Source organism: Lactobacillus rodentium (assembly GCF_003423665.1).
GTDB classification, from domain to species: Bacteria; Bacillota; Bacilli; order Lactobacillales; family Lactobacillaceae; genus Lactobacillus; species Lactobacillus rodentium.
Window position 1 is genome coordinate 1 of the sequence record NZ_BFBY01000009.1, and the last position, 26270, is coordinate 26270.

Below are 26270 nucleotides of genomic sequence, written 5' to 3' on the forward strand. Positions count from 1 at the left end.
AGATCATGGTATTGAGCAATCAATGTCTAGAAATGGAAATTCATTAGATGATGGATTAATGGAAGGTTTCTTTGGTATCTTAAAGCGAGAAATGTTCTATGGGTTTGAGAAAACATTTAAGAATTTAGATGAGCTTGAAAAAGCAATCAAAGAATATATTTATTACTACAATAACAAAAGAATCAAGAGCACAATAAAAAACCATACTCCGATTCAATATCGAAATATGGTTTTAAATCAACTGGCTCAATAATATGTCCTAATTTTAGGGTTCATATCATTAAGAGGCCCTTTTTTGTTTAGAACTGTTCATTTCTAAAGTTACGTAAGAATTTTTGAGTCTTTTCTTCTTGTGGATGGTTGAAAATTTGATCAGGAGTTCCCTGTTCAGTAATAACACCATCACTCATAAATACGACATGGTTAGAGATATCGCGAGCAAACCCCATTTCGTGAGTAACAATCACCATTGTTAAACCGGTTTTGGCCAAGTTACTCATGGTTTTTAGAACTTCACCAACCATTTCTGGATCCAAAGCACTAGTAGGTTCATCAAAAAGCAAAACTTCTGGATTCATTGAAATAGCACGAGCAATCGCAACACGTTGTTGTTGACCACCAGATAATTGAGCTGGCTTTGCTTCAGCATATGCTTCCATACCAACTTTTTGAAGGTTTTCACGGGCAATTTTTTCAGCCTCAGTCTTTGAACGGCCCAAAACTGATTCTTGTCCGATCATACAATTTTGCAGAACATTTTTGTTGTTGAATAAATTGAACTGTTGGAAAACCATACCAACTTTTGAACGATAATGATTTAAATCATATTTTGGCGCTAAAATATTATCACCATAGAATAATATCTTGCCTTCTGTTGGATCTTCTAAAAGGTTAATACATCTGAGCATAGTTGATTTACCACCACCAGAAGGCCCGATAATGGTCATGATTTCACCCTTATTGATATCAAATGAGATATCACGTAAAACTTGGTGATTGCCATAGCTTTTTTGTAAATGTTCAACTTTTAAAATATTTTCTTCATTATTGTTCATGTTCTAAGCCAGCCTCCTTTGGATCAGCTAATTGAATTTGATTTGCCATCAAATTGTAGTTTCTTGGGCCCTCAAGTTTCTTCTCAATTAAGTTAAAGATACGAGTAATTGAGAAAGTAAGAATCAAGTAAATTGCAGAAATAATTAAGTAAGTTTGGAAGAATTGGAAGGTTTGACTGGCAACAGTAGTACCAACAAAGAACAATTCTGAAACTGAAATAATACTTAATACTGAAGTATCCTTAATGTTTACAATAAATTCGTTGGTAATTGATGGTAAACAGTTACGGATGGCTTGTGGTAAGATAATTTGCCACATCTGTTGTGAGTGCTTCATACCTAAAGCTTGAGCAGCTTCAAATTGTCCCTTAGGAGTAGCGTTAATACCACCACGGATAATTTCGGATAAGTAAGCACCAGTATTAATTGAAACAATAATTAAGGCAGCAACCGTTCTATTAAGGTTAATGTGCCATAATTGTGCAATCCCGTAATAGAAGACAGCTGCTTGAACCATCATAGGAGTACCACGGAAAACTTCAATATAAACTGCTAAGATCCAATCGATAACTTTCATAAACCATCTCTTACCAGTTGACTTAGGTGTAGGGATAGTACGAATAATACCAACTAATAATCCAATAAAGAAACCAACGATAGTACCAATCAAGGCAAGAAGTAAGGTCATACCTACACCACCGAGAATCATACTACCGTAGCGACGCATCATAGAAACAAACCAATTTTCGTGCTTAGAGGTAGCTTGAGGTTGTTCACGAATAGCAGTATTCATTAATTGAGCACGCTTCTTGTTGGAAATTGTAGCTAAAATAGCGTTTACCTGGTTAAGAAGTTGAGTATTTCCCTTCTTAACTCCGATAGAAGTTTCCGAATCATCGGCATCTACGTGGAAACCAGACATTTTATTTAAATTGATAGCTACAACATTTGGATTAACAGCCTTGTAACTAGTATATTCAATGTCTTCAGAAACATAACCATCGATTGTACCAGAATTTAAACTTTGACGCATAGCTGAGAAATCACGCATTGCAGGTTGGCGCTTAGCACCCTTCAATTGCTTGATTAGGTCATAATGTAGGGTTCCCTGTTGGGCAGTTAATTTGGCACCATCAAAATCGTTAAGTGTTTTTGCTTTAGCATATTTGCTATTTTTATTAACAATAACTACAAAAGTACCCTTACGATAAGGTTCAGTAAAATTAATAGCCTTACGACGTTCAGCAGTTGGGGACATTCCTGCAATAATTAAATCGATTTTACCTGAAGTTAAGGCAGGTAAAAGACCATCCCATTCAGTTTTTTCTACAACTACCTTACGGTGTAATTTTTTACCAATGATCTTGGCAATTTGGACATCGTACCCATTAGCATATTGTTTTGAACCATCAATTGGAACGGCACCATTAGCATCATTAGTTTGAGTCCAGTTATAAGGTGGATAGTTAGCTTCCATTCCTATTTTTAAAACTGGTTCCTTGCTAGCAGCATGAACAGGGTTAGCAAGATGAGCATTAATAATAAAACCGAATACTAACATCAAGAGAGCGGTTAGCCACTTTGTTTTTGACTTCACTTTGAAATACCTCCAAAAATAATTTCAAATAAAGCCAATACAATAAACGCAAATAAAAAACCTCGTTGTTACCAAAAAACAACGAGGTGGAAAATTCATTAGTAATGAAACCAAATCATATAGCGCTCCCCGGGGACTACCAGGACAGTCTACAAGATCTTCTCTTGTAGCCCAACAAGACATTTTCACGAACAAATCTCTCATTTCGGCGATAGGTCTAAATTTAAACTTCTTAGCCTTCGTGGGCTCCATTTAAATTTGTACCTATCGCAACCTCTATTGCATTGGAAATATTTAACTGATGAAAAGATTAAACGATTTTTAATCTTTTGTCAATAAAATCCGTGGTTTTTCTTAAAATCTTTTTTCTTCATATCAGAAACATAAGGATTACCAGCTACAATATAGCGTAATTCTTTTTGGGCCCAGTAGGGATCAGATTGATTAATTCCAATTCTTGGCATCGCCTTAATTTCTTGAATATTTTTCTTAGAAGTTAAATCAATATCAAAAGGAGAGTCGGTCAAGGAATGCAGGTCCCATTTGCGACTATCAATCCCAAAAGCTTGCATCATTTTTGCTGGACCATTAGTTAAAAGAACTCCAGTTTTATGATGACGGTTTTTTTCCATTGTTGTAATTCCTTGAATTGGATCAATTGCCCTAATTAGGACTCCTTCTGGAATTCCAGCTTCTTGAGTAGCAACATCAAAAAAGAAGTATTGTCTTTGAGCGTAAATATAAAGGGTCCCGCCACTACGATAGAGACCTTCATTAGCTTGCGATCGACGGCCATTATAGGAATGAGCTGCCCGGTCTTTTTGACCTAAGTAGGCTTCTGTTTCAACAATTGTGCCACTTAAAACTTCATTACCATTATTAAAAGAAAGCGTTCTACCTAGTAAATCTTCAGCAATAGTTTCGGTGGGGCGATTTTTAAAAAATGAATCGTAATTCATACCGGACTCCTTTCAGTAAAAGTATAATAAAATTAGAAAGAGAAGGTAAATAAATTGACTACACCTAAAAATAAAATTAAATTAGTAAGAATTTATGATCATGAACAACCAGATGGTTATCGTATTTTAGTAGATCGATTATGGCCACGTGGGATGAGCAAAGCCAAGGCCGCTTTAGATGAATGGGATAAGCAAATTGGACCTAGCAATGAATTACGTAAATGGTTTAATCATGATGATAATAAGTATGAAGAATTTAAACAAAAATATGAAGTCGAGTTAGATAATAATCCAAGCTTGGCTGACTTTATCACAACAGTCAAAAATCAACTAATTAAGCAAGATGTCCTTTTTCTTTATGGGGCTAAAAATAAAGAGCACAACCAAGCAGTTGTACTCAAAGATTATTTAAGTAAGAAAATCAATTAGAAATCTTGTTGTGGCGGTTCTTGGGACGAAGATAATGAAATAAAATAGTAAAACCAACAGTTCCAAAAACAATAATTGCAAAAATAATATCAGGCACCTTGTAATTAAAAGGTGGAAGTGAAATTAAAAGCTTCCCAGCAATAATTGCAATTAAGATATAAGCCATTGTTTGCAGTTCAGGAATTATTTCCATTAATTTAATAATAATTTGGGCTACACCACGCATACACAAAATACCAATCATTCCTCCGATTAAAACTACAACCGGATTATTGGACATGGCTAAGGCTGCTAGCACAGAATCAATTGAAAAAACAATATCCATTGATTCAATTGATATAACAGTACGCCAAAAGAGTGATAAATGGTGTTTTTTTGTAGATTTTTTATGTTTTTTTGGTTGTGAAGTTGCCTGTTTATTTTTTTCAGGATGGTGGAGGTCATAAAAATAGCGATAAACTAAATATAATAGATAAATTCCACCTAAAAGTTTGATTTCCCAAAAATTAATTAAGTAGGTACCGATTCCAATAACAATAAACCGAAAGAGGTAAGCACCCCACAGTCCGTAAATAAGAGATTCCTTTTTCTCTTTTTCAGTCGGTAAGACTTGTGTTTGAGCCGCTAAGACTACAGCATTATCAACTGAAAGTAAGCACTCCATCAAAATTAGAGTTAGGATCATCATCCAATCTTTGCCACTAGTAAGAACATGGCTCCAATTGTTAAGATCAAAGAAAGGGGCATAAAGTCTAAGAATCTGCATGCAAATATCCTTTTTCTAGGTTTATCAAACGTAATTTCTCTTTTGACCCCATGCGATAAGCACCAACATTATTTTTACTCAGAATTACTCGATGACTGGGAATAAAAATTAAGTTAGGATTTAGAGCTACTGCGTGTGCAACAGCTCTAACAGAAGTGGACCCATTAATTGCGGAAGCGAGATCAGCATAAGTAACTGTAGTTCCATAAGGAATGTTGCAAACCATTTGAATGACTTTATTCTGATAGGAAGTACCAAAAGAACTAAAATCAATTGGTAAATCGAATTTTCGTCTTTTACCGGCAAAATATTCTTTTAATTCGACGATATAAGGAGCTACTCGTTTAGGATCCTGAACCAACATTTGGTTAGGATAATAATTATGAAATGATGAGTAGGTCTTATCTTCCTTCAAGCCAACAAAAACTAACCCTTCCGTGCTTACTACAATTTGGTAAGTCCAGGGATCAATTCGGACAGTATCATAATAGTATATATTATTATTTAATGCCATTGCTGATCAACTTTCTTTATAACATTAACATCTTAAAATTTACCTATTATAACAATAACATAATCGATCGAAAAAGTGACAAAGTGCCACTTTTTATTTAAAATCTTTAAATATCTGGTTATAAACTAGTAGTTATAAGAATAATATTTTCAATATTATGCCTTAAAAGTTAAAAAATAACAAATAGATTTTTTAAAGAAAAAAAGATAAGTTTTTGGTGATTGTTAGCTCTTTGATATAATAGAAAAAAGTAAATAGGGGAAAATAAATGTTATTACTATATATTCTAATTGGTCTTTATTTTGTTGGGTACTCGCTCTATAGTTGGTACTGGCAAGCGGTAATTGAATTACGTGCTCATTATCGAATTGCTTCGGTAATTTGGGCCTTATTATTTTTGGTGATCGTCTTTAGTATGGACTATTTCTCTAATCCTAGTTTAGGATTAAATGCATTAGTTGCGGTCTTTATTTTAATGAGTATTGTTGATGGTTTTTCAGGTTTTGCCAAAAAACGCTTAGTAGTAAGTGGCTACTTTAGAAGAACTGTTAAGTATTCAGATATTGAACGTGTTACTATTATTCCTGTCCCAACTTCTCGCAAACCAACAACAATGGTGATTTTTCAAACACAAAAAAATACTGCCTTTACCTTGCGTTTCTCCAAGAAACTGGAAGTAATTATTTTGGCAATTCAAACTTACATTGGAAAAGAGACACCAATTGAAATTAGAAAAATAATCTAAAAAATGAGTAGAATGATTCTACTCATTTTTATTTATAAAATTGGCGAAAGTAAACGAGAAAAGGCCTGCTTAAAACGAAGCCAACGTGACCAGTTTTCAGTATCGGCAATTGTTAATTCATGACAATATTCTGAATCCTTTAAGAAAATATCACGTAGTTGGTTAGTAATGTTGCAATCATAAAAGATTGCATCAGTTTCAAAGTTTAATTCATAAGATCGATAATCTTGATTCATTGAGCCTACTGCTGCAAAATTTTGATCAATAGTGACTGTTTTAGCATGCAGAAAGCCATTATTATAAATGAAAATTCTGACACCTTCATGTAGTAAATATCGAGCATACCATTGTGTAGCACGATAAATAAAGGGATGATCAGGCATAGCTGGGATCATGATTCTAACTTCGACACCAGAATGAGCTGCTGTTACCCAGGTAGCTAGCATTGGATCATCCGGAATTAAGTAGGGAGTTTGAATCCAAATACTTTTCTTAGCGGCCATCATCAAGCGCATCATCCCATTACGTAAATAAGGTGTTTCTTGATCAGGACCATCACTAACAATTTGAGTTGCTACATTTTCATCACTTAAATGATTTTCTTCAATTTTTGGAAAAAGACGTGATGAAAAAATAATTGCCTGTTCCTTATTTTTAATTGAAGCATTCCAATCCATGGCAAATCTTTCTTGTAAAAGAAGAGAAGCAGAGCCAACGATTCTTACATGAGTATCGCGCCAAAAACCAAAGCGTTTACTCTTATTGACATATTGGTCACCTACATTATAACCACCAGTCCAAGAAATTTTTCCGTCGATAACTACTATTTTACGGTGTAAATGGTAGTTCATACGATATTTGGTGATCATGTTTTGGGCAGTGATAAAAGCAATTACCTCGCCACCTTGATCAATAAGCGGCTGAAACCATGCTAAATGCGCACCAGGAGATCCCCACGGATCATAAATAACACGTACTTTGACTCCTTGTTTTGCTTTTTTTATAAGTAAATCTAAGAACGTATTTCCCAGGTCATCGTTCATAAATGAATAATATTCAACATTAATAGTTTCCTGAGCCTGTTGAATATCGTTAAAGAGATAATGAAACTTATCTTCACCATTGGTAAAGATTTTTACCATATTATTTTTAGACAAAGGAGCTTCATGTTGATCATTAAAATAGTCGATTAAAATCGGGGCAACATTTGAAGTATCAGACGGACCAGCCTTAGTAGGAGCTTTTGGAATCATCTGATTTACTTTAAAAAGTCCAATATGCTTTTGACGATTAATTGCAAAGAGGTTTTCTTGTGAAAGGCCCCGACTAGTAAAACCATATAAGATAAAACCTGCTACTGGGAAAATAATTAAAATAATTAGCCAAGCCCATGAAGCAGCCACGGAACGTTTACGATGAAAGACAACATAGAAAGCCAAGATCGTATTAACTGCTAAGATTAATTGAATCCAATTATTGTCCCAAAACATCTCTTACCTTCTTTCTTTTATTATCTATTTTCTGGAATTAATCCTAAAAATTTATTAATAATCTCGATGACTAGAGGATTATCATGCATATTACTATGTTCGGCCATTTCGCCTCGCATTTCAATTTCTTCAAAAAAAGATACAACAGGAGCGAGAATGTAACGAATAGATTTGGCGGAAGTAACAGAAATAAATTTGTCACTATTGGTTTCATCTAATACGTTACCATAGACATTTAAGACTTTGATTTGTGGATTAAATCGGCGACGTCGTAGTAACATGCCAGCATAAGACCAAGTCATAAAAAGTGGTCGGCCATTAGGAGTTAAATGGTTAATATTTGGGATATCACCTAGGTACATTACTCCATCAAAAGGGCCTGCAATGGAAATAAATTTATGTAAATGAGGATAACGCTTATGATTATGTACTTGCATTTCTGTTTTAACCAATGCTGGTGCACCTAAAGAATGAGCGATTGCATCATAAGTTTCAAAATGATAACGCTTCTTTAAAAAAGCTAAAGCCAATCTTTGCATATAAGAGATAGCGTAAACCCCAGCAATATTTTGGTTAAAAACTAATTGAACAATGGGGTGGGCATCATTTGTCCAAGTACCAGAAATTTCAAAGTTATTATAAACGTCTACTTTAACTTTGAGATAACCATGGTCGGATTTCAGCTTGGTAGTTTCTTGAACCATCATTTGAGTCGTATAGTCCCCGCCACGAAAACCATGCATATAGATAATTGGAATTTGCTTTTTTGAATTATCAATTGACTCAGTGGTAGAAGTATCCTGAACTTTTTGGGGATGTAATCGTAAAATCCACCGAGTAGGTGTAAAAGTACCAAGAAGGCCAAGAGTCGTCATTAATAAGAGATTGGGCTTAGTTTCCTTTTGATCAGTTTTGCGATTTTTAACTGCTTCTGCTGCATATTTCTTTTGTCTAAAAAACATCGTGGCCTCCTTTCTACTAGGTGAATTAAATAAAGCGTAAATAATAGATTATTTTAACATTTTATCAATTATTGTGTCACAAGTTAAAAAGCAGTTGCGAGGCAACTGCTTTAATCAGTAGGAGTTTGATTAAGGTGAATTATTTGATCAAACATTGCTTTTTCAGCTGGAGAAATCTTATGGGCAACTTCAATTACAGCAATGTTTGGATTCTTAAGGAGCGTTTCATGGATCTCTAGGGAAAGATGAGGATCAAGAGCGCTTGTAGCTTCATCGGCTAACAAAATTGGACGGTGGGAAAGGAGGGCACGGGCGATTTCTACACGTTGGATTTGACCTCCTGATAATTGGTTACCATTTTCACCAATTGGGCTATCAAGCCCCTTTTCTTTTACTAGTTCATCTAAACCTGCTTCATGAATTACTTGTCTTAATTTTTGATCACTGACTTTTCTTCCTAAAGTAATATTGAAACGCAACGTATCATCAAACATGAAGGGCTTTTGGTTAACATAGGAAAAGTAATTATGAAGTTTTGACCAGTCATTGGTAAGATTTTGATCATTGATCAGAATTTGTCCCTTACTTGGGGATTTACTACCCATCATTAATTTTAGCAAGGTAGTTTTTCCCCACCCAGAAGGAGCCATTAAGAGTGTCTTTTTACCAGGAGTGACAGAAAAATTGACATCCTTAAAAATTTCAGTATTGGTCTTGTTAGTTTTATAGGCCAAATTATCAATTTTTAAGTCAATAAAATCATCTCTTTGATCAATAGCTTTTTCATGAGGATTTTTGCTGTAATTAAGAGCGCGTAAGGTCTTTTTCCACATTGGATCAGTTGATTTAACTTGATTAAATTCTTGGAAAATTGTTACTACAGGAGTAATAAAGTTCATTGCCAAGTCAACCATTAAAACTAGAGTCCCAACCTTTAGTTGCCCATGCATCATTAATACGCCACCAATTGTACATGGAATAATAAAACAAAAAAGTTCAGCTACTGTATAAATTACTTCTAAGGCCCATGCTTGGGTAAAATTCATGCTTCTTAAGGCTTCTTCCATCCTTTGGGCACTATTGACAGCACGTGAAATAATGGTAGGTTGCACATTGTATAATTTAGCAGCCTCAGCTCCATTCAAACTATCTGAGACGTGTTGGGTATAATCAGCGTTGGCATTAGCCCAGACTTTTGCTTTACGAGTGATTAAGCGACTAGTTAGGATTTGAACCAATGCTGGGGCGATAGAAGCTACAATAAAGATAACGGTCATTTGCCATGAATTAATAAAAGCAAATGAAATGGCGCCAATAAATAAGATAGATTGGTAACACATATCTAGTTGTGCTGTTACACGACCAGTTTCGATTTGTTTTAGGTCATTTGTCATTAAGCTTAAACCAGATTTAGTATCATTTTTTGCTTGGGCAACTAAATAATTTAAGTTGGCATTTTTAAGAACTAAATTAACATTTTTGATAATAGTCATTTTTAAGTGTTCATAGAAGAAATTAGAACAGGTAAAAAAGAGTTGACCGATACCAGCAATAGTAGCCAATTTAATTAATTCAGTAACATCTTTACTTCCACTAGAAGCTAGGTTAAGCATTAATTTAATCATATAAGCAATGAATAAAACGTCACATGCTTTAATGATACAGAAAATTAAAAATAAGAAAACTCGATATTTAGGGGCGTATTTTAAACTCAAATTACTTCCTCCAAAAATTTATTACTTGCATTCTATCATATCAAAAAAAAGACTTATTTCAGAAAGAAATAAGTCCTTTTACCAAAAAATATAGCTAATTTAGAACAATTATGCCACCGAAGAGTCCCTTAAACCAGTTCACAATACTATCAATAATTTGTTGGAACCAGTTGCGAGTTTCGGGAGTATTAAATTTACTAAAAATATTCTTAGCGCCAGATTGAATTTGATCAGCTAATTTATTTGCCTGTTGAGCAAAATTCTTATTTTTTAAAGCACCAGAATTTTTAATAGTAATTAATAAGTTAACGATTTGTTCCTTTTGATTATTAGTAATGGTGTCACCTAAATGATTAATATTAATTTGGTTATTAACAATACTTCTAATTTCGTTGTTAGAAATATTGTTACCCTTTTTGGCCATTTCAGCCTTGGCACCCGCAATTGCATTATTTAATTGGGCATCAGAATAACCATCTTTGCCCTTATTTTCTTCAGTAATTCCACTTAAAGTGTTCATTTCATCTTGAGCTGCGTTAATTTGACTTTGGTTCAAAGAATCACCTGTTTTGGCATAAGCTGCATATACCCCAGCTAATGCACCTGAACCATCAATCGGATTAGCGCTCGTAACATAAATATTAGCATCACTAATACCGGCAGTTAATGCAGCATTTTTATACTGGTTAGCAGTGATAGTCGTAATATTATTATGACCATTATAAGGTAAGATATGAACATTAATTCCACTGCCAGCAGCTGTTTTTTGGATTAATGCACTTGACCAAACTCCAGAATTGTTAGTAAAGTCTGCACCTGAAGGATTAAGGTATTTCACCAAGTCGGCACCAGTAATTGTGATAGTTTTATAACTAGCTCCATTTAATGATTGGGTCAAAGTATCAATCGTACCTTGTCTTTGAGAACTAGTTAAAGAAGTTCCTAAGGTAACTACGGGAGTGTCATCATCTGCTTTAACTTGGTGAGAAACAGGTAAAGCAAAAATACTAAGTAAACCACTGACTAAAAATGCACTAAAAATGGTAATTACTTTCTTCATATTAAATTTTGTCTCCTTATAAGTATTTGTAAATATAAGTATAGATAAATCTACGCCTATTATACCCTAAAACAATACTCTAATTATGTAATATTCTCTTAAGATGATATAATCTAATAATGCAAAGGAGGGCCTGAGCTCGTGTTACGTCAACCATTATTAACGGTGATCATGCCAGTCTACAATATGGAAAAATATTTAGGTCGTGCACTTGATCATTTAGCAGTTCAAGAAGATAAAAACTTCAAATTATTAATTATCAATGATGGTTCTAGTGATAGAACTCATGAAATAGCCGAATCATACCGTGATAAATTTTTATTTTTTAAAATAATAGATAAACCTAATGGAGGCTTATCGGATGCCCGTAACTTGGGAATGAGTTTAGTTGATACGCCATACTTTACCTTCCATGATGGGGATGATTGGGTTGATCCTGGCTATACTGCTTTTTTTGTGCGTGCATTTAACCAATATCCTAATGTTGCTATGGTCTCATGTGGCTTTTGGATTGATTCACAAAGACGTAATTCCAGTCGCGCAGTCGATAAGAAAAAAGAAAATGGTCTTTTGAATAAGCGCGAAACTTACCTTAAAATGACCAATATTTTCAGCTCTCCGGTAAAAGGCTACACTTGGAATAAGGGCTATCGTACTGAAGTAGTACGTAAATATAATTTAACTTTTGTCAAAAATCTTGCATTTATGGAAGATCAAATTTTTAATGTTAAATATATTTCTTTAACAGATGGCTACTATTTTACTTCTGAACCTCTGTATCATTATTGGCAACGAGCAGATAGTATGGTCCATACAATCGATTTAAAGAAAGTACCTGATAATTTTAAAGCTAATTATCGGGTATGGAGTCAAATTGTTAAAAGTCTTTTAGCAGAAAGAGATAAAAATAAGACTAATAAAAAAGCTGCTAAGAAAGCAGCTATTAGTGATTCAAATTACAAAGATTAAAGTTTGTCTTTAAGATGGTGAGGAATCCCCTTAGTTTTATCGGCTACCTTATCAGCATAATAAATTGCGAATTCACCATTTTTATCATTTTGTGCAATTACTAACTTTTCATTAGCTTTAGTTTTTGCCTTGAAAATTTCAGCACTGCGTCGAGCTTCTTTAAAATCATGAGTTGAAGCAATGGCGTCGCCAGGATTAAAAAAGATTGATTGGTTAGTCATAATTAACAACTCCTTAATTGAAATATAAATTGATTTTTATACTTATATTTTACCAGGAAAACACAGGCAAAGACTAGTTTTATGCTGGAGGAAATACATGAAAGTTAAAGTAAATAATATTGAGCTTTACTATCAAAAGTTAGGGCAGGGCCATCCCTTGATTTTAATTCATGGACATCATCAAGATGGAGCAATTTTTGATAAGTTAATTGCGCCTCTTTCGCTATATTACACGGTTTATGTACCTGATATGAGAGGACATGGATTAAGTAGTGGTGAAGCAAGTGAACATTATCAAACTGATGTAGAAGATTTGGCTGAATTTATTCGCAAATTAAACTTAAAAGAAGCTTATGTTTTAGGTTATGGTGCGGGTGGAGTAATAGCTTTACTATTAGCCAGTCAAGATCCTAATTTGATTGCAAAATTAATTGTTGCGGGCACCTATGTTAATGGTAATGGGGTAACAGCCAGTCATATTACCTGGAATAGTGTGCGTGGTATTTTTATTGGTGATCGTGATAGCCGCGTTGCACTTAAAGAAACTTTTATTGATCCTCGCAGACTTCAACAAATTAAGATTCCGACGCTATGTGTAGTGGGAGAAAAAGATTGGGTTAAAGTTGAACATGTGCGGTGGTATAGTCAATTTTTACCAAATTCTCGATTAGTCATCATGCCGAGACAAAAACATGAAAGCTATGTGGTGCATAGCTTGAAAATGCTTGATTTGATTAAAGATTTTTATAAAGAAAATTAATTTATAAAAGAACCGATTTTTTATCAGGTTCTTTTTTCTTTATGGTGATTTTCCGTTATAATGGTGGTAATAACAGGTAATTCAAAAGAAGGATAGGAAAAGATGAATAAAGAAGAATTACACGAAATGTTGCATCCAATGAAAATTATTGGTCTTGCAGGGAACCAAGTTCTGGCTGAACGAATTGCATCAGCTCTAGATAAGCCTTTATTAGAAACCGCGGTGCAACATTTTAGTGACGGAGAAATTCAAGTAAATATTCCTGAAAGTGTCAGAGGTTGTGATGTCTATGTAATCCAATCGATTCAGGATCCAGTTAATGAAAACTTTATGGAATTGATGATTACTTTGGATGCCTTGCATCGAGCATCAGCTCATTCAATTAATGTTGTAATTCCTTATATGGCTTACTCACGTCAAGATACTAAGAATCGATCACGTGAACCGATTACCGCAAAATTATTAGCTAATTTATTACAATTAAATCGAATTGATGACTTAATTGCGGTAGATTTACATGCATCTCAAATTCAAGGATTTTATCATATTCCTGTTGACCATTTGCATGCTATGCCGATTTTGGCCCAATACTTTATTGATAACGGTATTGCTACTAAGGACAATGATGATGTAGTTGTAGTCTCACCAGATCATTCAGGAGCTAAATTAGCCCGTGAATTTGGATCTCATTTTGATGCACCAATTGCTATTGTTGATCAGCGTGGGGAAAGATATGATACCGAAGTTCATGATATGATCGGTGATGTTAAAGATAAGACAGTTATTATTGTTGATGATCTAATTGATACTGGTTCCCGTATTGCTTCATCTACTAAATCTGTCTTAGCAGCAGGAGCTAAAAAAGTTTATGTGGCTGCAACTCATGCATTACTTTCGCAAAATGCTACTGCTGTTTTAAATGAATTGCCAGTAGAACAAATTGTTGTAACTGATACGATTAAGCATGACAAATATCCTGATCGCATGGTACGTCTCTCAGTTGACCGTTTACTTGCTAAGGGGATTGATTACATTTATAACGATAAATCAATTCACCAAATTTTTGATGAACAGAACCGTATTCAAGGTTAAGTAAATTATTTTAAATAAAACCGCCTTTTTGGCGGTTTTTTCTATACAAAAATATTTTTGATTGGTATAATTGCGATATTAGACTTAAGATTAGAGGTAGTAATATGGCAAGACAAAGAAATATGAAAAGACGTAGAACGATTTTAAGAAATACCTTTGGCTTATTGCGCGAAGATGGGATGCAGCGAGTATCCTTGCAAAGAATTGCAGATAAATCTGGTATTTCGAAATCTTTACTACAGTCTTACTATCCCCACAAAAGTAAATTAATCATCGAAATAGTTTCTACTTATATGAGTACTGTATTAAATGCTTTATCTTATGACACAATTAATTTTAAAAATGAATTTGTGAGAACCAAGGTCTTTACTTATATAATTTTGCAATTGGGTGTAGAAGATGAAGCTACTGCAAGAGTTTTAGAAAGTGGGATCAAAGATCAAGCTTCAGTGACTAAGTGGTTAGAACGTTTACAAAAGTGGATTGACCAACAAAATGTAGCTGACAAGCTTGGAGGAGATGAAGCCGTAAGATTAGGCTTAACCTTTGTGGTTCCTGGAACAGGAACTCTCTTTTTAAAACGTAATGAAATGAATTTAAATGCAGAACAAATTACTGATATTATGGTTAAAAGTTATATGGCAACTTTCGTTGGTGCTTCACAAAACGAAATTAAGCAAGTTTTAGATGAAGGTCATGAAATAATTAAAGACTTCGATATTAGTAAAATTTTTAATCTTCTTAATCATATGTTTGACGAAAAAGAAGATGGAAAGGATAAGTAATTATGGAAGGTTCACGCGCAGAATTGCGTCGAATCGATCAAGAAGAAAGTAGACATGATAAGAAAGCATTAATTTTTATTATGTTTACAGTTATTACTTTAGTTTTCAGTCTTTTTACTTTTATGAATCCAATATTTATGAAACAGCAAATTGCTAAGGAAAGTAATAGCGTAGTTGCAGAAAGATATGTAAATGAAAAGTTTGATAATTTTGCTGAACTAATTGGTGCTGATCGTAATGGGGATGCAAATAATCTTTTGACAACTAATCAAACGCAACCGATAGCTAATGCTTTACTTGACTATACTTTGGGTGTTCATTGGTTTAAAGCAGAAAATGCTAGTCTAGCAAGTAAGATTAGATATGTAATTTTGCACAAGATTGATGATAATTCGTCAACTGAAGCCAAGTCGGTTCAAAAGCAATTAAAGAAATTTAATCGTAGTGGTATTTATACTGTAATTACTGGGTTTGATCTGGCAGCAATTACATTATGTGCAAATATTGAAACCTTATTTGTAGTAATTAATTTAGTAGTAATTTTTATGTGTTTACTTGCTGCTTGGTCGCTGATTAAAAATTTAAAGCAACAAGTAGCCAATCGTCAATTAGTCCATATTGTTACGGCTGCTGGGATGTGGACAGGAACTTTATTGATGATAATTTATACTTTATTAGCGTTAATTCCTTTAATATTTAATGTAGAAGGGCTAATTTTAAATATTGGCTACTTCTTGGAAATTGCAAGTGGCATCTTTTTAGAATTAGTAATTGTTGGTGTAATACTCTTCATCATTTCAACAATTGTTTGGGAATTATCAGATCCAAAATAAGTTATAAATAACAAGTGATAAATAATAACAAAAAAAGCAATGTCTAGAAAAAACTAAACATTGCTTTTTTTATTTAATAGGAAATGGTATCGGAAGGATGATCTTAATTGTATTTAAGTAAGTATAAAGTAGTTAGGGTATAAAATAATTGTGAAAATGCATAAATGTAAGTATTTATGCAGGTTCCTTAACCATTTCTTTATCTATATTTTACAGCCATAAAAAACAAAATCAAGTATTTTTGGCATATATTCCATAATTGTATAGGGGCTAACTACAATGAAAAATAAAAGAACACTTGTTATTAACCTTGCTTATGATTTGAGATTTAGTTTCTTGGAAGTTTGTTGTTGAATCCACTGATTTGGACCCAAGTAGAACCATCTTGCCTTACCAATTTTTATAGTTTGACCATAGGCGTAACTTTGACCACGAATTACATGAGTAGTAGAGACTTTTTGGCGATCAAGATAAGGGCTGGAGTAAATTTGCGTATCGATGGCGGTATCAGAGATAGTAATAATACCTGCTTCTATATCTGGATTATTAACGATATAGAAATTATGGAACCATTGATTTGGGCCAAGATTAAAGTAGCGCTTGCCATCTTGATAAGAACGACCAAAGTTAACTGGATTGAAGATACGTTCTTTATTTAGTGAATCAGCTAACTTTTGAGCTCTTAAAAGGAGTGCAGATTTCATCTTAATATCAGCTTGTTCAGGAGTATCTGTTTGACTGGTAGAGATATCAGAAGAAGTAATTGGTGAGTCATTGTTAACCTTATTATCGTTAGCTTGAGTTTGTTCAAGTGGAGGTTGGCTGCTAGCAATTTCATTAAATAGCTTAAAAGTATAAGAAGTAACGCCATTAATTTGGACATTGTAAGCATGGCCCGAAACTAAATTAATATTACCTGGATAATAGGTAATAACAGTGGCAAAATTACCAAATCCTTGATTAGAATAATTTTTTACATTACTTCCATAACTAGTTTGTCCAGTATCAAGGTCAGTAATTTTGATACTTGGAGTTCCGTTTACTGTTTGGTCAGAAAGATAGACTGACCAAGCAATATTATTACCTTGGAGCAGTTCAATTGGAAAAATACCGCTACTTGGATAAGTAACACTTGATTTAGTAGGAGCATTAAAAGTATCGCCGGGATAGACAACTTGTTGCACAGTATAACGATACCCATTGCTACCGTAAGCTGCTCCAATACCAGTAGTAGTGGCTCTTGTTGATAAAAGCCAAGCTCGGTGACCAGTGTCTGAGCCATCTAAATTGTAACGATCTGTTATTAGATCCGTTACGACGTCACCAGCAGATTCATTGCTTGCGTTGAAGTTTAAATTGGAACTTGCCGTTGTCGTTTTGGCCAAATTCCAATACATATCATTAATAAAAGCAGGCTGTTTGACATTAGGTAAGCCATGTTGGTTTTTAAAAGGATCGGCATTAATAGCTGCCATGACACTAGCAGCTATTTGGGCATTATTATTATCAGCACCGTTTGTAGAAATCGATGGGAGAGCAAAAAGCTGACGATAAAAATTAATATAAGCTAAAGTACTTGAAATATAGTTATCGGAAACTTGGCCTACTGAAAATGGTGCAGTTAAATGAGGAGGTGTAGCATAAAGGTTTGTACTACTATAAGGTAATTTAGGAAGAGCAGCATATTCATTTTGTACTTGTTTAATAGTATTAATTTCACTCTTAGTAAAAGTAGCTGCATCGGATTGACCAGCATTACTTAATGGCATTACCAAGGTAATACTAGTTATTAAAAGCGTTAATTTATGTTGTAACTTCATTGGCTTACTCCTTTCGCTTGCCTCTATTATGACAAATCAGCTCTTAACTTTTAAGAGAAAATTTTTATTTTTAGAATTTTTATAAAAAAAGGGATACAGGTGACTCTGCATTGTTTATAATAAGAGTTTGAGGACAATTAAGGAGATAAAAAATGACAAGTAAAATCAAAGTAGGTTTAATTTTTGGTGGTAATTCATCAGAATATGAAGTTTCAATTCAATCTGCTCATAATATTTTTAAAGCAATTGATACTAATAAATTTGATGTTTATCCAATGTGGATGACCAATGATGGTTATTTAGCTGATGATGCTGATTCTAGAAAAGTATTAAACAATCCTAAAATGACTGTTGAAAATCCGCACAAGGTTGCCAATATTTCAAATATCACTGAATTAAAAGATCGTCCAGAAATTGATGTCTTTTTCCCTATTGTACATGGTAACTTGGGAGAAGATGGTTCTTTGCAAGGATTATTCCGTGTTTTGAATAAACCATTTGTTGGTGATGATGTGCTAGCAGCTGCTGTTACCATGGATAAAGAAATGACCAAAATTTTGGCACAACGTGCTGGCGTACCAGTAGCAGATTGGATTGCTATTAAGCGCTTTGAATATGATGAAAAAGATAATGATAAAAAGAATTATGATTATATGGCTACTAAATTAGGTAAGGATCTTTTTGTTAAGCCCTCTAACCAAGGATCATCTGTCGGAGTTAGTCATGTAACTAATGCTCAAGAATATAAAAATGCTTTGGCTGAAGCCTTTAAATACGATGATAAAGTTTTGGTTGAAGAAACTGTTCATGGCAGTGAAGTAGAAACAGCTGTTTTAGGGAATGATAAGCCAATTGTAGCAGGTGTAGGGCAAATTATTAATGCTTCTGATTCCTTCTATACTTATGAAAATAAATATAATGATAATTCTACTTCAACCTTACAAATTCCAGCTGATTTACCAGAGGGAATTGTAGAAACAGTACGTAAAAATGCCTTAAAAGTATATCAAGCTACTGAATGTTCTGGTTTAGCTAGAATTGATTTTATGCTTCGTAATAAGGATCAAAAGATTATTTTAACTGAAGTTAATGCCTTACCTGGTTTTACTAATATTAGTATGTATCCAAAATTGTTTGAAGAAGTTGGAATTCCTTATAGTGAATTGATCACTCGTTTAATCACTTTAGGTAAAGAAAGATTCGACCATAAACAAACATTATTACATAAACACGAATAATTGGGATCAGGAGAGTTGGATTAACAGTGAGTAATCATGATTTTGAAGAGTTAGTAGCACCGGCCGAAGTAGCCAAAGAACTAAAAATAAGTGTCGCTACCTTAAGAAAGTATTCTTTGATAGTCGAAAAAGTGACTAGTAACAAAGATTACTATGCCAGAACTAAGCAAAAATCTCGTCTTTATACTAAGAGTAATATTGAAGAACTAAAGAGTTTTAGACAATTAGCTAAAACAAAAGATCTTACTTTGCAAGAAGCAGCGAGACAGATTTTTGCAATTAGCAACAAGGCCGAAGATGATGCTAAAAAGCTATCACAGCAGTCAAGTGAAGCAAACACACCATTAAATGCTAGTATTGATGCAAAACAAGTAGTAAATTTACTACAAATGTTGCAACAAACAATTGCAAGTCAAAATAAAGCAATTCAAAATTTACAAGCACAAGTTGCTCGTGTAGAAAAACAAAATCAACAATTAATTGATCAAAATCATCGTTTAAATCAACCGTCTCCTGAAACTAAAAAGGATCAAAAGATTGACCCTGAAATTGCTGCTATGCCTGATATTTCTGGGATTGTAACATCTGATGAAAAAGAGAAACAAAACAGTTTCAAAAATGAAAAAGATGATAGTGTAGAAAAAACTGCAGCTGATATTCATGAAGAAATTTTGCGTAAAGCACGCGAAAATCAAGAAAAACGTGCCCAACAAAATGTTCATCGAACTTTAGCAGATATGCAAATTCCCCAAAAAACACATTGGTGGGAAAGATTTTTTAAATAGCATAAAAATAAGCTCTTAAGAAATTAAATCTTAAGAGCTTATTTTGTTAGTTTTATTAGTCTTCATCATAAGGTTCAATAATAAGTGATTGGGCTAATAAAACATCATCATATAAATTTAAAAGATAACTTTCATATTCTTTATTTTTTTGACTAATCATTTCTAAATAGTTTCGTTCAATCGCAAATGCTCTAAAGAAGGCTAACCGCATTAAGTAATCTTCTTCTTCAGTAAAGGTAGGCTGATCAATAGATTTGATTAAAATTTTAAGTGATTCACGTGTTGAAATTGCTCGCTTTTGGGTTAAAAGCATGTAAGTAACATAGCGCCTTACTCTTGAAGGTAAATACATGTGATGTACTTCTGTTAAAGCACGTTTTACCATGTCATTTCGTATTTTATTAACCTCTTTAAGTGCTGCTTTTTCTGAAGGTAAGTGGGGCAAAATAAATTGAAAAAGAATGGTAGCTATAATCATACTAAGTAAGATCAAAACCCCTTCAGACATGATAATCATGTTGTAGTTAGAGTTCCCTAAAGATGCGGCCGATAAGGTTAAGGCAAGGGAAAGTGTAACTGCTCCATGAACACCACCAAAAGCAAAGACGGTTGCTTCATGATTATTATATTTTAGGGCAACTAAGCTATATAGATAGCGAACAAAAACATTTGCTAAATAAATTACTAACCCAACAAGAAGCCATTTTCCAGCATCGTGATTAAAAAGGCGATTGCGGCTAATTCGAACCATCATTAAACCTAAAATGACAAAGACCATACTATTAAAAATTTCAGAAATAAGTTCACGTAAATCAATTCCCATATGAATTTGACGTGAATTAATAAGGAGACTTTCTTGAGTTTCGGCATTATGCAATAATCCTGCAACAACTACGGCAATAATGCCAGAAAACTCAAAATGTTCAGCAATGGCATAAATGACAAAAGGAGTAAAAATATAGATTAAATTTTGAGCATTTAAGGAATTAAAACGAGAACGGACGATAGTTTGACGTATAATTACGATAATCCAGGCTAGAATTAAACCTACAATAGCACCACCAATTGAGGAATAAAGGAATTGAACAATGGTTTGGCCGTAATTAATATAACCGTTGCTAAACCATAATACGGCCATATTAAGCAAAATGATTCCAGACGCATCATTAAAAAGTGATTCCGCCTTTAATGATGCATCAACCTTACGTGGTACTTTTAACCCTACAGTAACTGATTGGGTAGCAGTAGCATCAGTAGGAGTACTGATACTACTAATAATGAAGGCGACTGGTAAGGCTAGACCTCCAATCCAAGCAGCTCCAAAGCCAGCGATGATTAAAGCAATAATAACCATCAGGACCGTAATTCCAACAATACTTCGAAAATTTTTTCTAATATTGATAATCTTGGTTTTTTGCCCCTCAAAGAAAAGCAAGGGAGCCACAATCATTTCCATAAAAATATGGGAATTAAACGGAGCAACTTGTTGATTAAGAAAAGGAATTAGAGCTATGGTAATTCCAACCAGCATACTAATATAGTTGACAGAAATTCTTGATAATGCCTGCGCAATAATAATACTTATGGCGGCAGCTAATGCAAGCGTAAATGATGAAACCAGTAATTCCATATCATACCAACCTAATCTAAAAATGATTTAGCTTCTATTAAGTAGATTTGTAAAATTTTAAAAACTTACTTAATAAAGTAATGCTACTATATTAGCATAAACTAAATTTGAATGAGGCCAAAATAATTTTGCAGATAAAAAATAAATTTTGGATTAGTTTTGGGATTTTAGTAATCGGAATAGTTTTATCTTTTTGGACATATTTTTCTACTAGCTTTACTAGCAAACCAATTGGAGTTATTACAGATTCTCAGATCAAAGACGAACTAATCAATAAAACTGAAGATAATTATCAAAATAAAGATCAAATTCGTAATCAGGTTTTACATGTAAAGGTATTATCAGGAAAACATCGTAATCGTACTTACCGTATTGATAATAATTACTCTCCTTCACAAGCAATGACACAAAAATATTATCCTCATGAACGGGTAATTTTGTCATTTGTAGGTCAACGTGCCAAATTAATGAGCCCAAAACGCGACTGGGTAGTAGTTTTGGGAATTACTTTAGTTTTGTGCTTATTAGTCGCTATTACTGGTCGCCATGCCATAATGTTGACACTTTCAATGGTTTTAAATGCGATAATTTTTTATTTTGTAATTAAATTAGATATTGCAGAAAATGGTACCAAGATCTTCCTTATTTATGGTAGTGCGGTAATTATTTTTACTTTACTTTCATTAGTAATAGTGCAAGGTTTTCATCAAAAAATGTGGGTCACTTTAATTGCAACGCTACTAGGAGTATTTGTATCCTTTGGCATTTGTTATGCGATCATGCGTTTAACTGGAGAGAGTGGTATTAAATATGAGGCAGTCGATTATGCTACCCAAGATCCACGGGCATTATTTTTAGCTCAAACTCTTTTGGGTGTTTTAGGAGCAGTAATGGATGAAGCTACTGATATTGTTTCAAGTCTATATGTTTTATGTCAGCATAAAAAGAATTTAACTTTTAAATCGCTATTTAATAGTGGCCGCACCTTAGGACAAGAAATAATGGGACCTTTGATTAATGTATTGGTACTAATCTTTATGGCCGAAGCTTTACCGATGACAATTTTATACTTACGTGATAATAATACTTTAGTTTATACTTTCCAATTTGCACTTTCTCTCGGTGTCATTCAAAGTTTAATCTCAGCAATTGGTATTGTATTGACAGTGATTTTTGCTACTCTGGCTTCAAGCATCTTTTTAAAGCATCCGATCTCAGTTAAGGAGGCCAAATAATGTCTACTTTATCTGCATTATTACTTTTATTATTTGTGCTCATGCTTCTAGTTGGGGGCAAAACCGGCTTTAAATCTTACTTGAGTGTCATTATTAATGCCAGTTTAATTATTTTGGTGGCGCTTTTAATTTCTTGGGGTGCTAATATTATTGGGGTCGCACTTATCTTTATTCCTTTGAAATTATTAACTATCATCTTTCTTGGAACTCATGATTATGTAGTAGCTAAAAATTCGTTTTTAAGTGCTTTGGTTGTAAGCTTAATAGTAATTCTTTTAATTATCGCAATTCAATTTTTTGCGCAAACTGCAGGATTTGGTGATCAAGCTGGTGAAGAATTAGTTGGTCTTTCACTACAAGCAGGAATAAGTTTTCCTCAGATATCAATTGTAGTAGCAATTTTTTCCACTTTAGGGGCAATTGCGGAAGCTAGTGTAGCCATGAGTGCTGGTTTATTAGAATTAAAACATCATGATCCCCAGATTAGCCGTGATCAACTTTTAAAGCATGGTAATTTGATTGGGAGTGACATTCTAGGTACGGCAATGAATACCATTTTATTTGGTTTCTTTGGTAGTTTTTTACCATTATTTATTTGGTATATGAGGTTACATTATTCACTTTTTGAAGTTTTAAATGATAAACTATTCGTAGGTGAGTGTCTTATTATTGTTTATTCTTTTATTGGGATATTATTAACCATACCATTCACAACGGTATTATTAACAAATAGCCTAAGTAAAGAAAATAAGAAATAGGAAGGTTGTTTAAATGGATGTACGGCATTTAGTCTTAACAAATTTTAACGAGCGTGATTTTAAAGTCACTTATTATGGACTGGATCAAAATCCTAATTTAGATATGAAAAAACGACCTTTGATTTTGGTCTTTCCAGGTGGATCTTTTAATCACTTGGCTCAACGTGAAGGTGAACCAGTTGCTCTAGCTTATGTTGATCATGGTTTTAATGCAGCGGTAGTCTCATATAACTTAACTACTGATCCTGGTGACATTTATCCGGATGCTGGATTATCTGGTTTGAGAGCAATTCAATATTTTCGTCAAAATGCAGAGCGTTTAGGAATTGATCCTGAAAAAATTATTACTATTGGCTTTTCCGCTGGTGGTCACGTGGTTAGTGTTATCAATATGATGGCTGAAAGCGAAAAATGGCAAAAGGCTTTTAAGTTTAAACATGATGAAGTAGCACCAAATGCAACGATTTTAGGCTATCCCTTGATTGATTTCACTAAAATTGGTTTTAAACTGAATAGTAGTGAAGAAAAAGAAGTTGATCATGAAGAAGAGAAAGAATTCTTAAATACTGCTAATGGCGTAACTAGTCAAACACCGCCAACCTTTATTTTTCAGGCCTATGATGATCCAACCGTTCTAATTGATAATTCATTAGAATATATGATGGCGTTACGCAAACATAATGTTCAATTTGAGGCACATATTTTTGATAAGGGAGGCCATGGTTTTTCTTTGGCACGCCCAGAATTAGCTATAAAGGAACGACCATGGATTGTTAATCCTCATACTGCACATTGGTTCAAACTTAGTCTGGAGTGGCTCGAACATTTAAAGTTTATTCCAAGTTATTATGAAAACGAAAAAGAGTAATCAGTTTTGATTACTTTTTTCTATACAATTGATTTTGCCCCAATCACAGAGTTGCTTAAGAATAGGTAATAAACTTTCACCTTTTGTGGTAATTGAATATTCGACTTTTGGTGGAACTTCCGGATATACTACTCTTTTAATTAATCCTTCTGCTTCCAGTTCTTTTAACTTCGTAGCTAGAACATGAGGAGTAATATTTTCTAGTAAGTTTTTAATTTGACCATAACGAAGTTTGCCTAGGCGTGATAATGCATAGAGAATATTCATTTTCCATTTACCCGAAATAAGGTCCAAAGCTTCGTTAAAGGGGATCATTTCACTTTTTTTAAAAGTCTTAAATTTCTCATCCATTTGTCTACTATCCTTTTAGATACTAAATATTAATAAAGTGCGTACTTGTCACGCTAAGTTTAGCAATTATAATTATAAATATCAAAAGATAACTAACTAAATGTAAGTAAAAAGGAGAACTTAAAATGGAAATAATTGTATGGTCAGATTATGCATGTCCTTTTTGTTATATTGCAGAAGGAAGAATTAATAATATCTTGAAAGACTTAAATGCAGAAGATAAGGTTCATTTTGATCGTCATGCCTTCCAACTTTATCCTGATGCTGCAAATGATGTTACTGAAACTACCCTTGAACGTTTTGCCAAAAAATATGGTTTGACAGAAAAAGAAGCGGCTCAAAGAATTGAACAAATTTCGCAAATGGGTAGAGGTGAAGGCTTAGAATTCAACTATGCTTCAACTTTAAATACTAATACGATGGATGCTCATCGTTTAACTCAATGGGTCAAGGATAATTATGATCAAGAAGTACTTGATAAGCTTTCAGATTTACTTTTCAAAGCATACTTTGGTGATAACAAGAAGTTAGCAGATCATAATGTTTTGTTAGAAGCTGCTAAAGAAGCCGGCGTCAATGTAGCTGATGCTAAAAAATTGCTCGATTCTGATGACTATCGTGATAAGGTAATTGCTGATGAAGCATTTATTCAGCAAAATGGTGTTCATGCAGTTCCTTTCTTTGTTATTGATGGTAAAGGCTACATGGGAGCACAACCACGTGAAGTTTTTGAAAAAGCAATTAAAGAAGGTTTAGCAAAAGAAGAAAATGAAGGAAGCAAGGAGGAATAAATGCAATTATTTATTCAACCAGTTGTAAATGTTTTTCAAACGGCAGCTTACTTCTTCATTGATGAAAAGACTAAGCATGGTTTTTTAATTGATCCTGGTGCAGAAGGTGAAAAGCTACTCAAAAAAATTGCCGAAAAGGGTTGGAAAATTGATAAAGTACTCTTAACTCATGGTCACTTTGATCATTCTTATCAGGCTGCTAAAGTAGCTGATACGCTTGGAGTAGCATGTGTAGTTAATGAAAATGCAGTAGATTTTATGAAAAATGATCAATTAAATTTATCAGCTCGCTACCAACAACATGTGCAATGGCCTAAGCGAGTTGAATTAGTTAAAGATCATACGATGATTAAAAGTGATGACGGATCTTTTGAATTAGAAGCAATTGCTACACCGGGTCATACACCAGATTCACAAATTTTTTATTCTAAAAAATATGGCTTTGCTTTAGTAGGCGATATGCTTTATAACGGTGATATTGGTTTGACCGAATTTCCAGGTGGTGATAAAAAGCAAATTTTAGATTCAATTGCTAATAAAATTGCTACCTTACCTGATAAAACCGAATTACTAACCGGTCATACCGCACCAATGACTGTTGAAGGGGTAAAGGCCATTTTAGCCGAGGATTATGGTATTAGAGTTTAAAAGGAGGGTTAAAATAATGAGTGAAGAAAAGCAAAATTTAAATAATGATGTATTTGCCAACTTAAATATTCAAGAAGGAATGGTTTGTGGACCAGATGGTTGTAGTCTTGCAGATCATTATGAATGGGCAAAGAAAGCTAAAGAAAATAAAAAGGAAGCTTAGAAGCTTCCTTTTTATTTTGATTTAATGTTAA

At 33.6% G+C, this 26270-nt stretch carries 29 protein-coding genes and 1 riboswitch; of the genes, 16 read left to right on the plus strand and 13 right to left on the minus strand.

Annotation, left to right across the window (positions count from 1 at the left end; genetic code table 11):
- The coding region (locus LrDSM24759_RS05815) for an IS3 family transposase (RefSeq protein WP_157964246.1) at positions 1-253 on the plus strand (253 nt) is incomplete at its 5' end.
- Between the two features lie 46 nt (positions 254-299).
- Here the strand turns inward: LrDSM24759_RS05815 and LrDSM24759_RS05820 are convergent.
- The 3 genes from LrDSM24759_RS05820 to LrDSM24759_RS05835 all read right to left on the minus strand — a co-directional run bounded on the left by LrDSM24759_RS05820 (position 300) and on the right by LrDSM24759_RS05835 (position 3611).
- Positions 300-1055 carry an amino acid ABC transporter ATP-binding protein gene (locus LrDSM24759_RS05820; RefSeq protein WP_117118553.1) on the minus strand — a complete coding sequence of 252 codons (756 nt, stop codon included), beginning with the start codon at positions 1053-1055 and terminating at the stop codon, positions 300-302.
- Positions 1045-2652, minus strand: coding sequence for an ABC transporter substrate-binding protein/permease (locus LrDSM24759_RS05825; protein WP_117118554.1), 1608 nt, complete (start codon positions 2650-2652; stop codon positions 1045-1047). The genes LrDSM24759_RS05820 and LrDSM24759_RS05825 overlap by 11 nt, the downstream gene beginning before the upstream one ends.
- A 112-nt stretch (positions 2653-2764) precedes the next feature.
- A riboswitch (Lysine riboswitch) is annotated at positions 2765-2939 on the minus strand.
- A gap of 45 nt (positions 2940-2984) precedes the next feature.
- Positions 2985-3611 (minus strand): DNA-3-methyladenine glycosylase, encoded by a 627-nt coding sequence (locus LrDSM24759_RS05835; RefSeq protein WP_117118556.1) that lies wholly within the window; start codon positions 3609-3611, stop codon positions 2985-2987.
- Positions 3612-3665: 54 nt separating this feature from the next.
- On the opposite strand from LrDSM24759_RS05835, the gene LrDSM24759_RS05840 reads away from it, so the two are divergent.
- A complete protein-coding gene (locus tag LrDSM24759_RS05840; protein ID WP_117118557.1) occupies positions 3666-4040 on the plus strand; it encodes a DUF488 domain-containing protein in 375 nt (124 codons plus the stop codon).
- Here the strand turns inward: LrDSM24759_RS05840 and LrDSM24759_RS05845 are convergent.
- The gene (locus LrDSM24759_RS05845) at positions 4033-4806 is read right to left on the minus strand and encodes a TerC family protein (RefSeq protein ID WP_117118558.1); all 774 of its coding nucleotides are present in this window, start codon (positions 4804-4806) and stop codon (positions 4033-4035) included. The two genes, LrDSM24759_RS05840 and LrDSM24759_RS05845, sit on opposite strands and share 8 nt — an antisense overlap.
- Entirely contained in the window at positions 4793-5320 is a 528-nt protein-coding gene (locus tag LrDSM24759_RS05850; RefSeq protein WP_117118559.1) for a methylated-DNA--[protein]-cysteine S-methyltransferase, read from the minus strand. The genes LrDSM24759_RS05845 and LrDSM24759_RS05850 overlap by 14 nt, the downstream gene beginning before the upstream one ends.
- 268 nt (positions 5321-5588) lie before the next feature.
- Between LrDSM24759_RS05850 and LrDSM24759_RS05855 the strand changes: the two genes are divergently transcribed.
- Entirely contained in the window at positions 5589-6065 is a 477-nt protein-coding gene (locus LrDSM24759_RS05855) for a hypothetical protein (RefSeq protein WP_117118560.1), read from the plus strand.
- 32 nt (positions 6066-6097) lie between these two features.
- Here LrDSM24759_RS05855 and cls read toward each other — a convergent pair whose 3' ends face one another.
- The 4 genes from cls to LrDSM24759_RS05875 form a co-directional block, all read right to left on the minus strand.
- Positions 6098-7555, minus strand: coding sequence for a cardiolipin synthase (gene cls, locus LrDSM24759_RS05860; RefSeq protein ID WP_117118561.1), 1458 nt, complete (start codon positions 7553-7555; stop codon positions 6098-6100).
- Between the two features lie 20 nt (positions 7556-7575).
- Entirely contained in the window at positions 7576-8517 is a 942-nt protein-coding gene (locus LrDSM24759_RS05865) for an alpha/beta hydrolase (protein WP_117118562.1), read from the minus strand.
- Positions 8518-8627: 110 nt separating this feature from the next.
- Positions 8628-10232, minus strand: a complete 1605-nt coding sequence (locus LrDSM24759_RS05870) for an ABC transporter ATP-binding protein (RefSeq protein ID WP_117118563.1) — start codon at positions 10230-10232, stop codon at positions 8628-8630.
- A 94-nt stretch (positions 10233-10326) separates the two neighbouring features.
- Positions 10327-11292, minus strand: coding sequence for a DUF1002 domain-containing protein (locus LrDSM24759_RS05875; RefSeq protein ID WP_117118564.1), 966 nt, complete (start codon positions 11290-11292; stop codon positions 10327-10329).
- A gap of 141 nt (positions 11293-11433) precedes the next feature.
- On the opposite strand from LrDSM24759_RS05875, the gene LrDSM24759_RS05880 reads away from it, so the two are divergent.
- A complete protein-coding gene (locus LrDSM24759_RS05880) occupies positions 11434-12261 on the plus strand; it encodes a glycosyltransferase family 2 protein (protein ID WP_117118565.1) in 828 nt (275 codons plus the stop codon).
- Here the strand turns inward: LrDSM24759_RS05880 and LrDSM24759_RS05885 are convergent.
- The gene (locus tag LrDSM24759_RS05885) at positions 12258-12482 is read right to left on the minus strand and encodes a hypothetical protein (protein WP_117118566.1); all 225 of its coding nucleotides are present in this window, start codon (positions 12480-12482) and stop codon (positions 12258-12260) included. The two genes, LrDSM24759_RS05880 and LrDSM24759_RS05885, sit on opposite strands and share 4 nt — an antisense overlap.
- A gap of 97 nt (positions 12483-12579) precedes the next feature.
- On the opposite strand from LrDSM24759_RS05885, the gene LrDSM24759_RS05890 reads away from it, so the two are divergent.
- From LrDSM24759_RS05890 to LrDSM24759_RS05905, 4 genes are all read left to right on the plus strand, one after another.
- Positions 12580-13242 carry an alpha/beta fold hydrolase gene (locus tag LrDSM24759_RS05890; protein ID WP_117118567.1) on the plus strand — a complete coding sequence of 221 codons (663 nt, stop codon included), beginning with the start codon at positions 12580-12582 and terminating at the stop codon, positions 13240-13242.
- A 102-nt stretch (positions 13243-13344) separates the two neighbouring features.
- Positions 13345-14334 (plus strand): ribose-phosphate diphosphokinase, encoded by a 990-nt coding sequence (locus LrDSM24759_RS05895; RefSeq protein WP_117118568.1) that lies wholly within the window; start codon positions 13345-13347, stop codon positions 14332-14334.
- A 104-nt stretch (positions 14335-14438) separates the two neighbouring features.
- Complete coding sequence (locus tag LrDSM24759_RS05900) at positions 14439-15119, plus strand: TetR/AcrR family transcriptional regulator (protein ID WP_117118569.1); 681 nt, start codon at positions 14439-14441, stop codon at positions 15117-15119.
- Between the two features lie 2 nt (positions 15120-15121).
- A complete protein-coding gene (locus LrDSM24759_RS05905; protein WP_245953347.1) occupies positions 15122-15952 on the plus strand; it encodes a hypothetical protein in 831 nt (276 codons plus the stop codon).
- A gap of 314 nt (positions 15953-16266) precedes the next feature.
- Here the strand turns inward: LrDSM24759_RS05905 and LrDSM24759_RS05910 are convergent, their stop codons facing one another.
- On the minus strand, positions 16267-17772 hold the full coding sequence (locus LrDSM24759_RS05910; protein ID WP_117118571.1) for a CAP domain-containing protein: 1506 nt from the start codon (positions 17770-17772) through the stop codon (positions 16267-16269).
- A gap of 152 nt (positions 17773-17924) precedes the next feature.
- On the opposite strand from LrDSM24759_RS05910, the gene LrDSM24759_RS05915 reads away from it, so the two are divergent.
- Positions 17925-19010: a D-alanine--D-alanine ligase family protein gene (locus LrDSM24759_RS05915; RefSeq protein WP_117118572.1), complete on the plus strand. Its 1086-nt coding sequence runs from the start codon at positions 17925-17927 to the stop codon at positions 19008-19010.
- A gap of 26 nt (positions 19011-19036) precedes the next feature.
- A complete protein-coding gene (locus LrDSM24759_RS05920) occupies positions 19037-19795 on the plus strand; it encodes a MerR family transcriptional regulator (protein ID WP_117118573.1) in 759 nt (252 codons plus the stop codon).
- A gap of 55 nt (positions 19796-19850) precedes the next feature.
- Here the strand turns inward: LrDSM24759_RS05920 and LrDSM24759_RS05925 are convergent, their stop codons facing one another.
- Positions 19851-21425 carry a cation:proton antiporter gene (locus LrDSM24759_RS05925; RefSeq protein ID WP_117118574.1) on the minus strand — a complete coding sequence of 525 codons (1575 nt, stop codon included), beginning with the start codon at positions 21423-21425 and terminating at the stop codon, positions 19851-19853.
- 128 nt (positions 21426-21553) lie between these two features.
- Here LrDSM24759_RS05925 and LrDSM24759_RS05930 point away from each other — a divergent pair, with 128 nt between their 5' ends.
- From LrDSM24759_RS05930 to LrDSM24759_RS05940, 3 genes are read left to right on the plus strand one after another with little or no spacing between them, the layout of a single operon-like run.
- On the plus strand, positions 21554-22660 hold the full coding sequence (locus LrDSM24759_RS05930) for a YibE/F family protein (RefSeq protein WP_117118575.1): 1107 nt from the start codon (positions 21554-21556) through the stop codon (positions 22658-22660).
- The gene (locus LrDSM24759_RS05935; protein ID WP_117118576.1) at positions 22660-23418 is read left to right on the plus strand and encodes a YibE/F family protein; all 759 of its coding nucleotides are present in this window, start codon (positions 22660-22662) and stop codon (positions 23416-23418) included. The genes LrDSM24759_RS05930 and LrDSM24759_RS05935 overlap by 1 nt, the downstream gene beginning before the upstream one ends.
- A gap of 13 nt (positions 23419-23431) precedes the next feature.
- Complete coding sequence (locus LrDSM24759_RS05940) at positions 23432-24286, plus strand: alpha/beta hydrolase (RefSeq protein WP_117118577.1); 855 nt, start codon at positions 23432-23434, stop codon at positions 24284-24286.
- On the opposite strand, the gene LrDSM24759_RS05945 is transcribed toward LrDSM24759_RS05940, so the two are convergent.
- On the minus strand, positions 24287-24637 hold the full coding sequence (locus LrDSM24759_RS05945; protein WP_117118578.1) for a winged helix-turn-helix transcriptional regulator: 351 nt from the start codon (positions 24635-24637) through the stop codon (positions 24287-24289). It lies immediately after the preceding gene.
- A gap of 125 nt (positions 24638-24762) precedes the next feature.
- Here LrDSM24759_RS05945 and LrDSM24759_RS05950 point away from each other — a divergent pair, with 125 nt between their 5' ends.
- The 3 genes from LrDSM24759_RS05950 to LrDSM24759_RS07775 are packed head-to-tail and all read left to right on the plus strand — an operon-like array spanning position 24763 to position 26239.
- A complete protein-coding gene (locus LrDSM24759_RS05950) occupies positions 24763-25428 on the plus strand; it encodes a DsbA family oxidoreductase (RefSeq protein WP_117118579.1) in 666 nt (221 codons plus the stop codon).
- Complete coding sequence (locus LrDSM24759_RS05955; RefSeq protein ID WP_117118580.1) at positions 25429-26076, plus strand: MBL fold metallo-hydrolase; 648 nt, start codon at positions 25429-25431, stop codon at positions 26074-26076.
- Between the two features lie 16 nt (positions 26077-26092).
- Positions 26093-26239 carry a hypothetical protein gene (locus LrDSM24759_RS07775; protein WP_170133367.1) on the plus strand — a complete coding sequence of 49 codons (147 nt, stop codon included), beginning with the start codon at positions 26093-26095 and terminating at the stop codon, positions 26237-26239.
- Positions 26240-26270 lie beyond the last annotated feature (31 nt).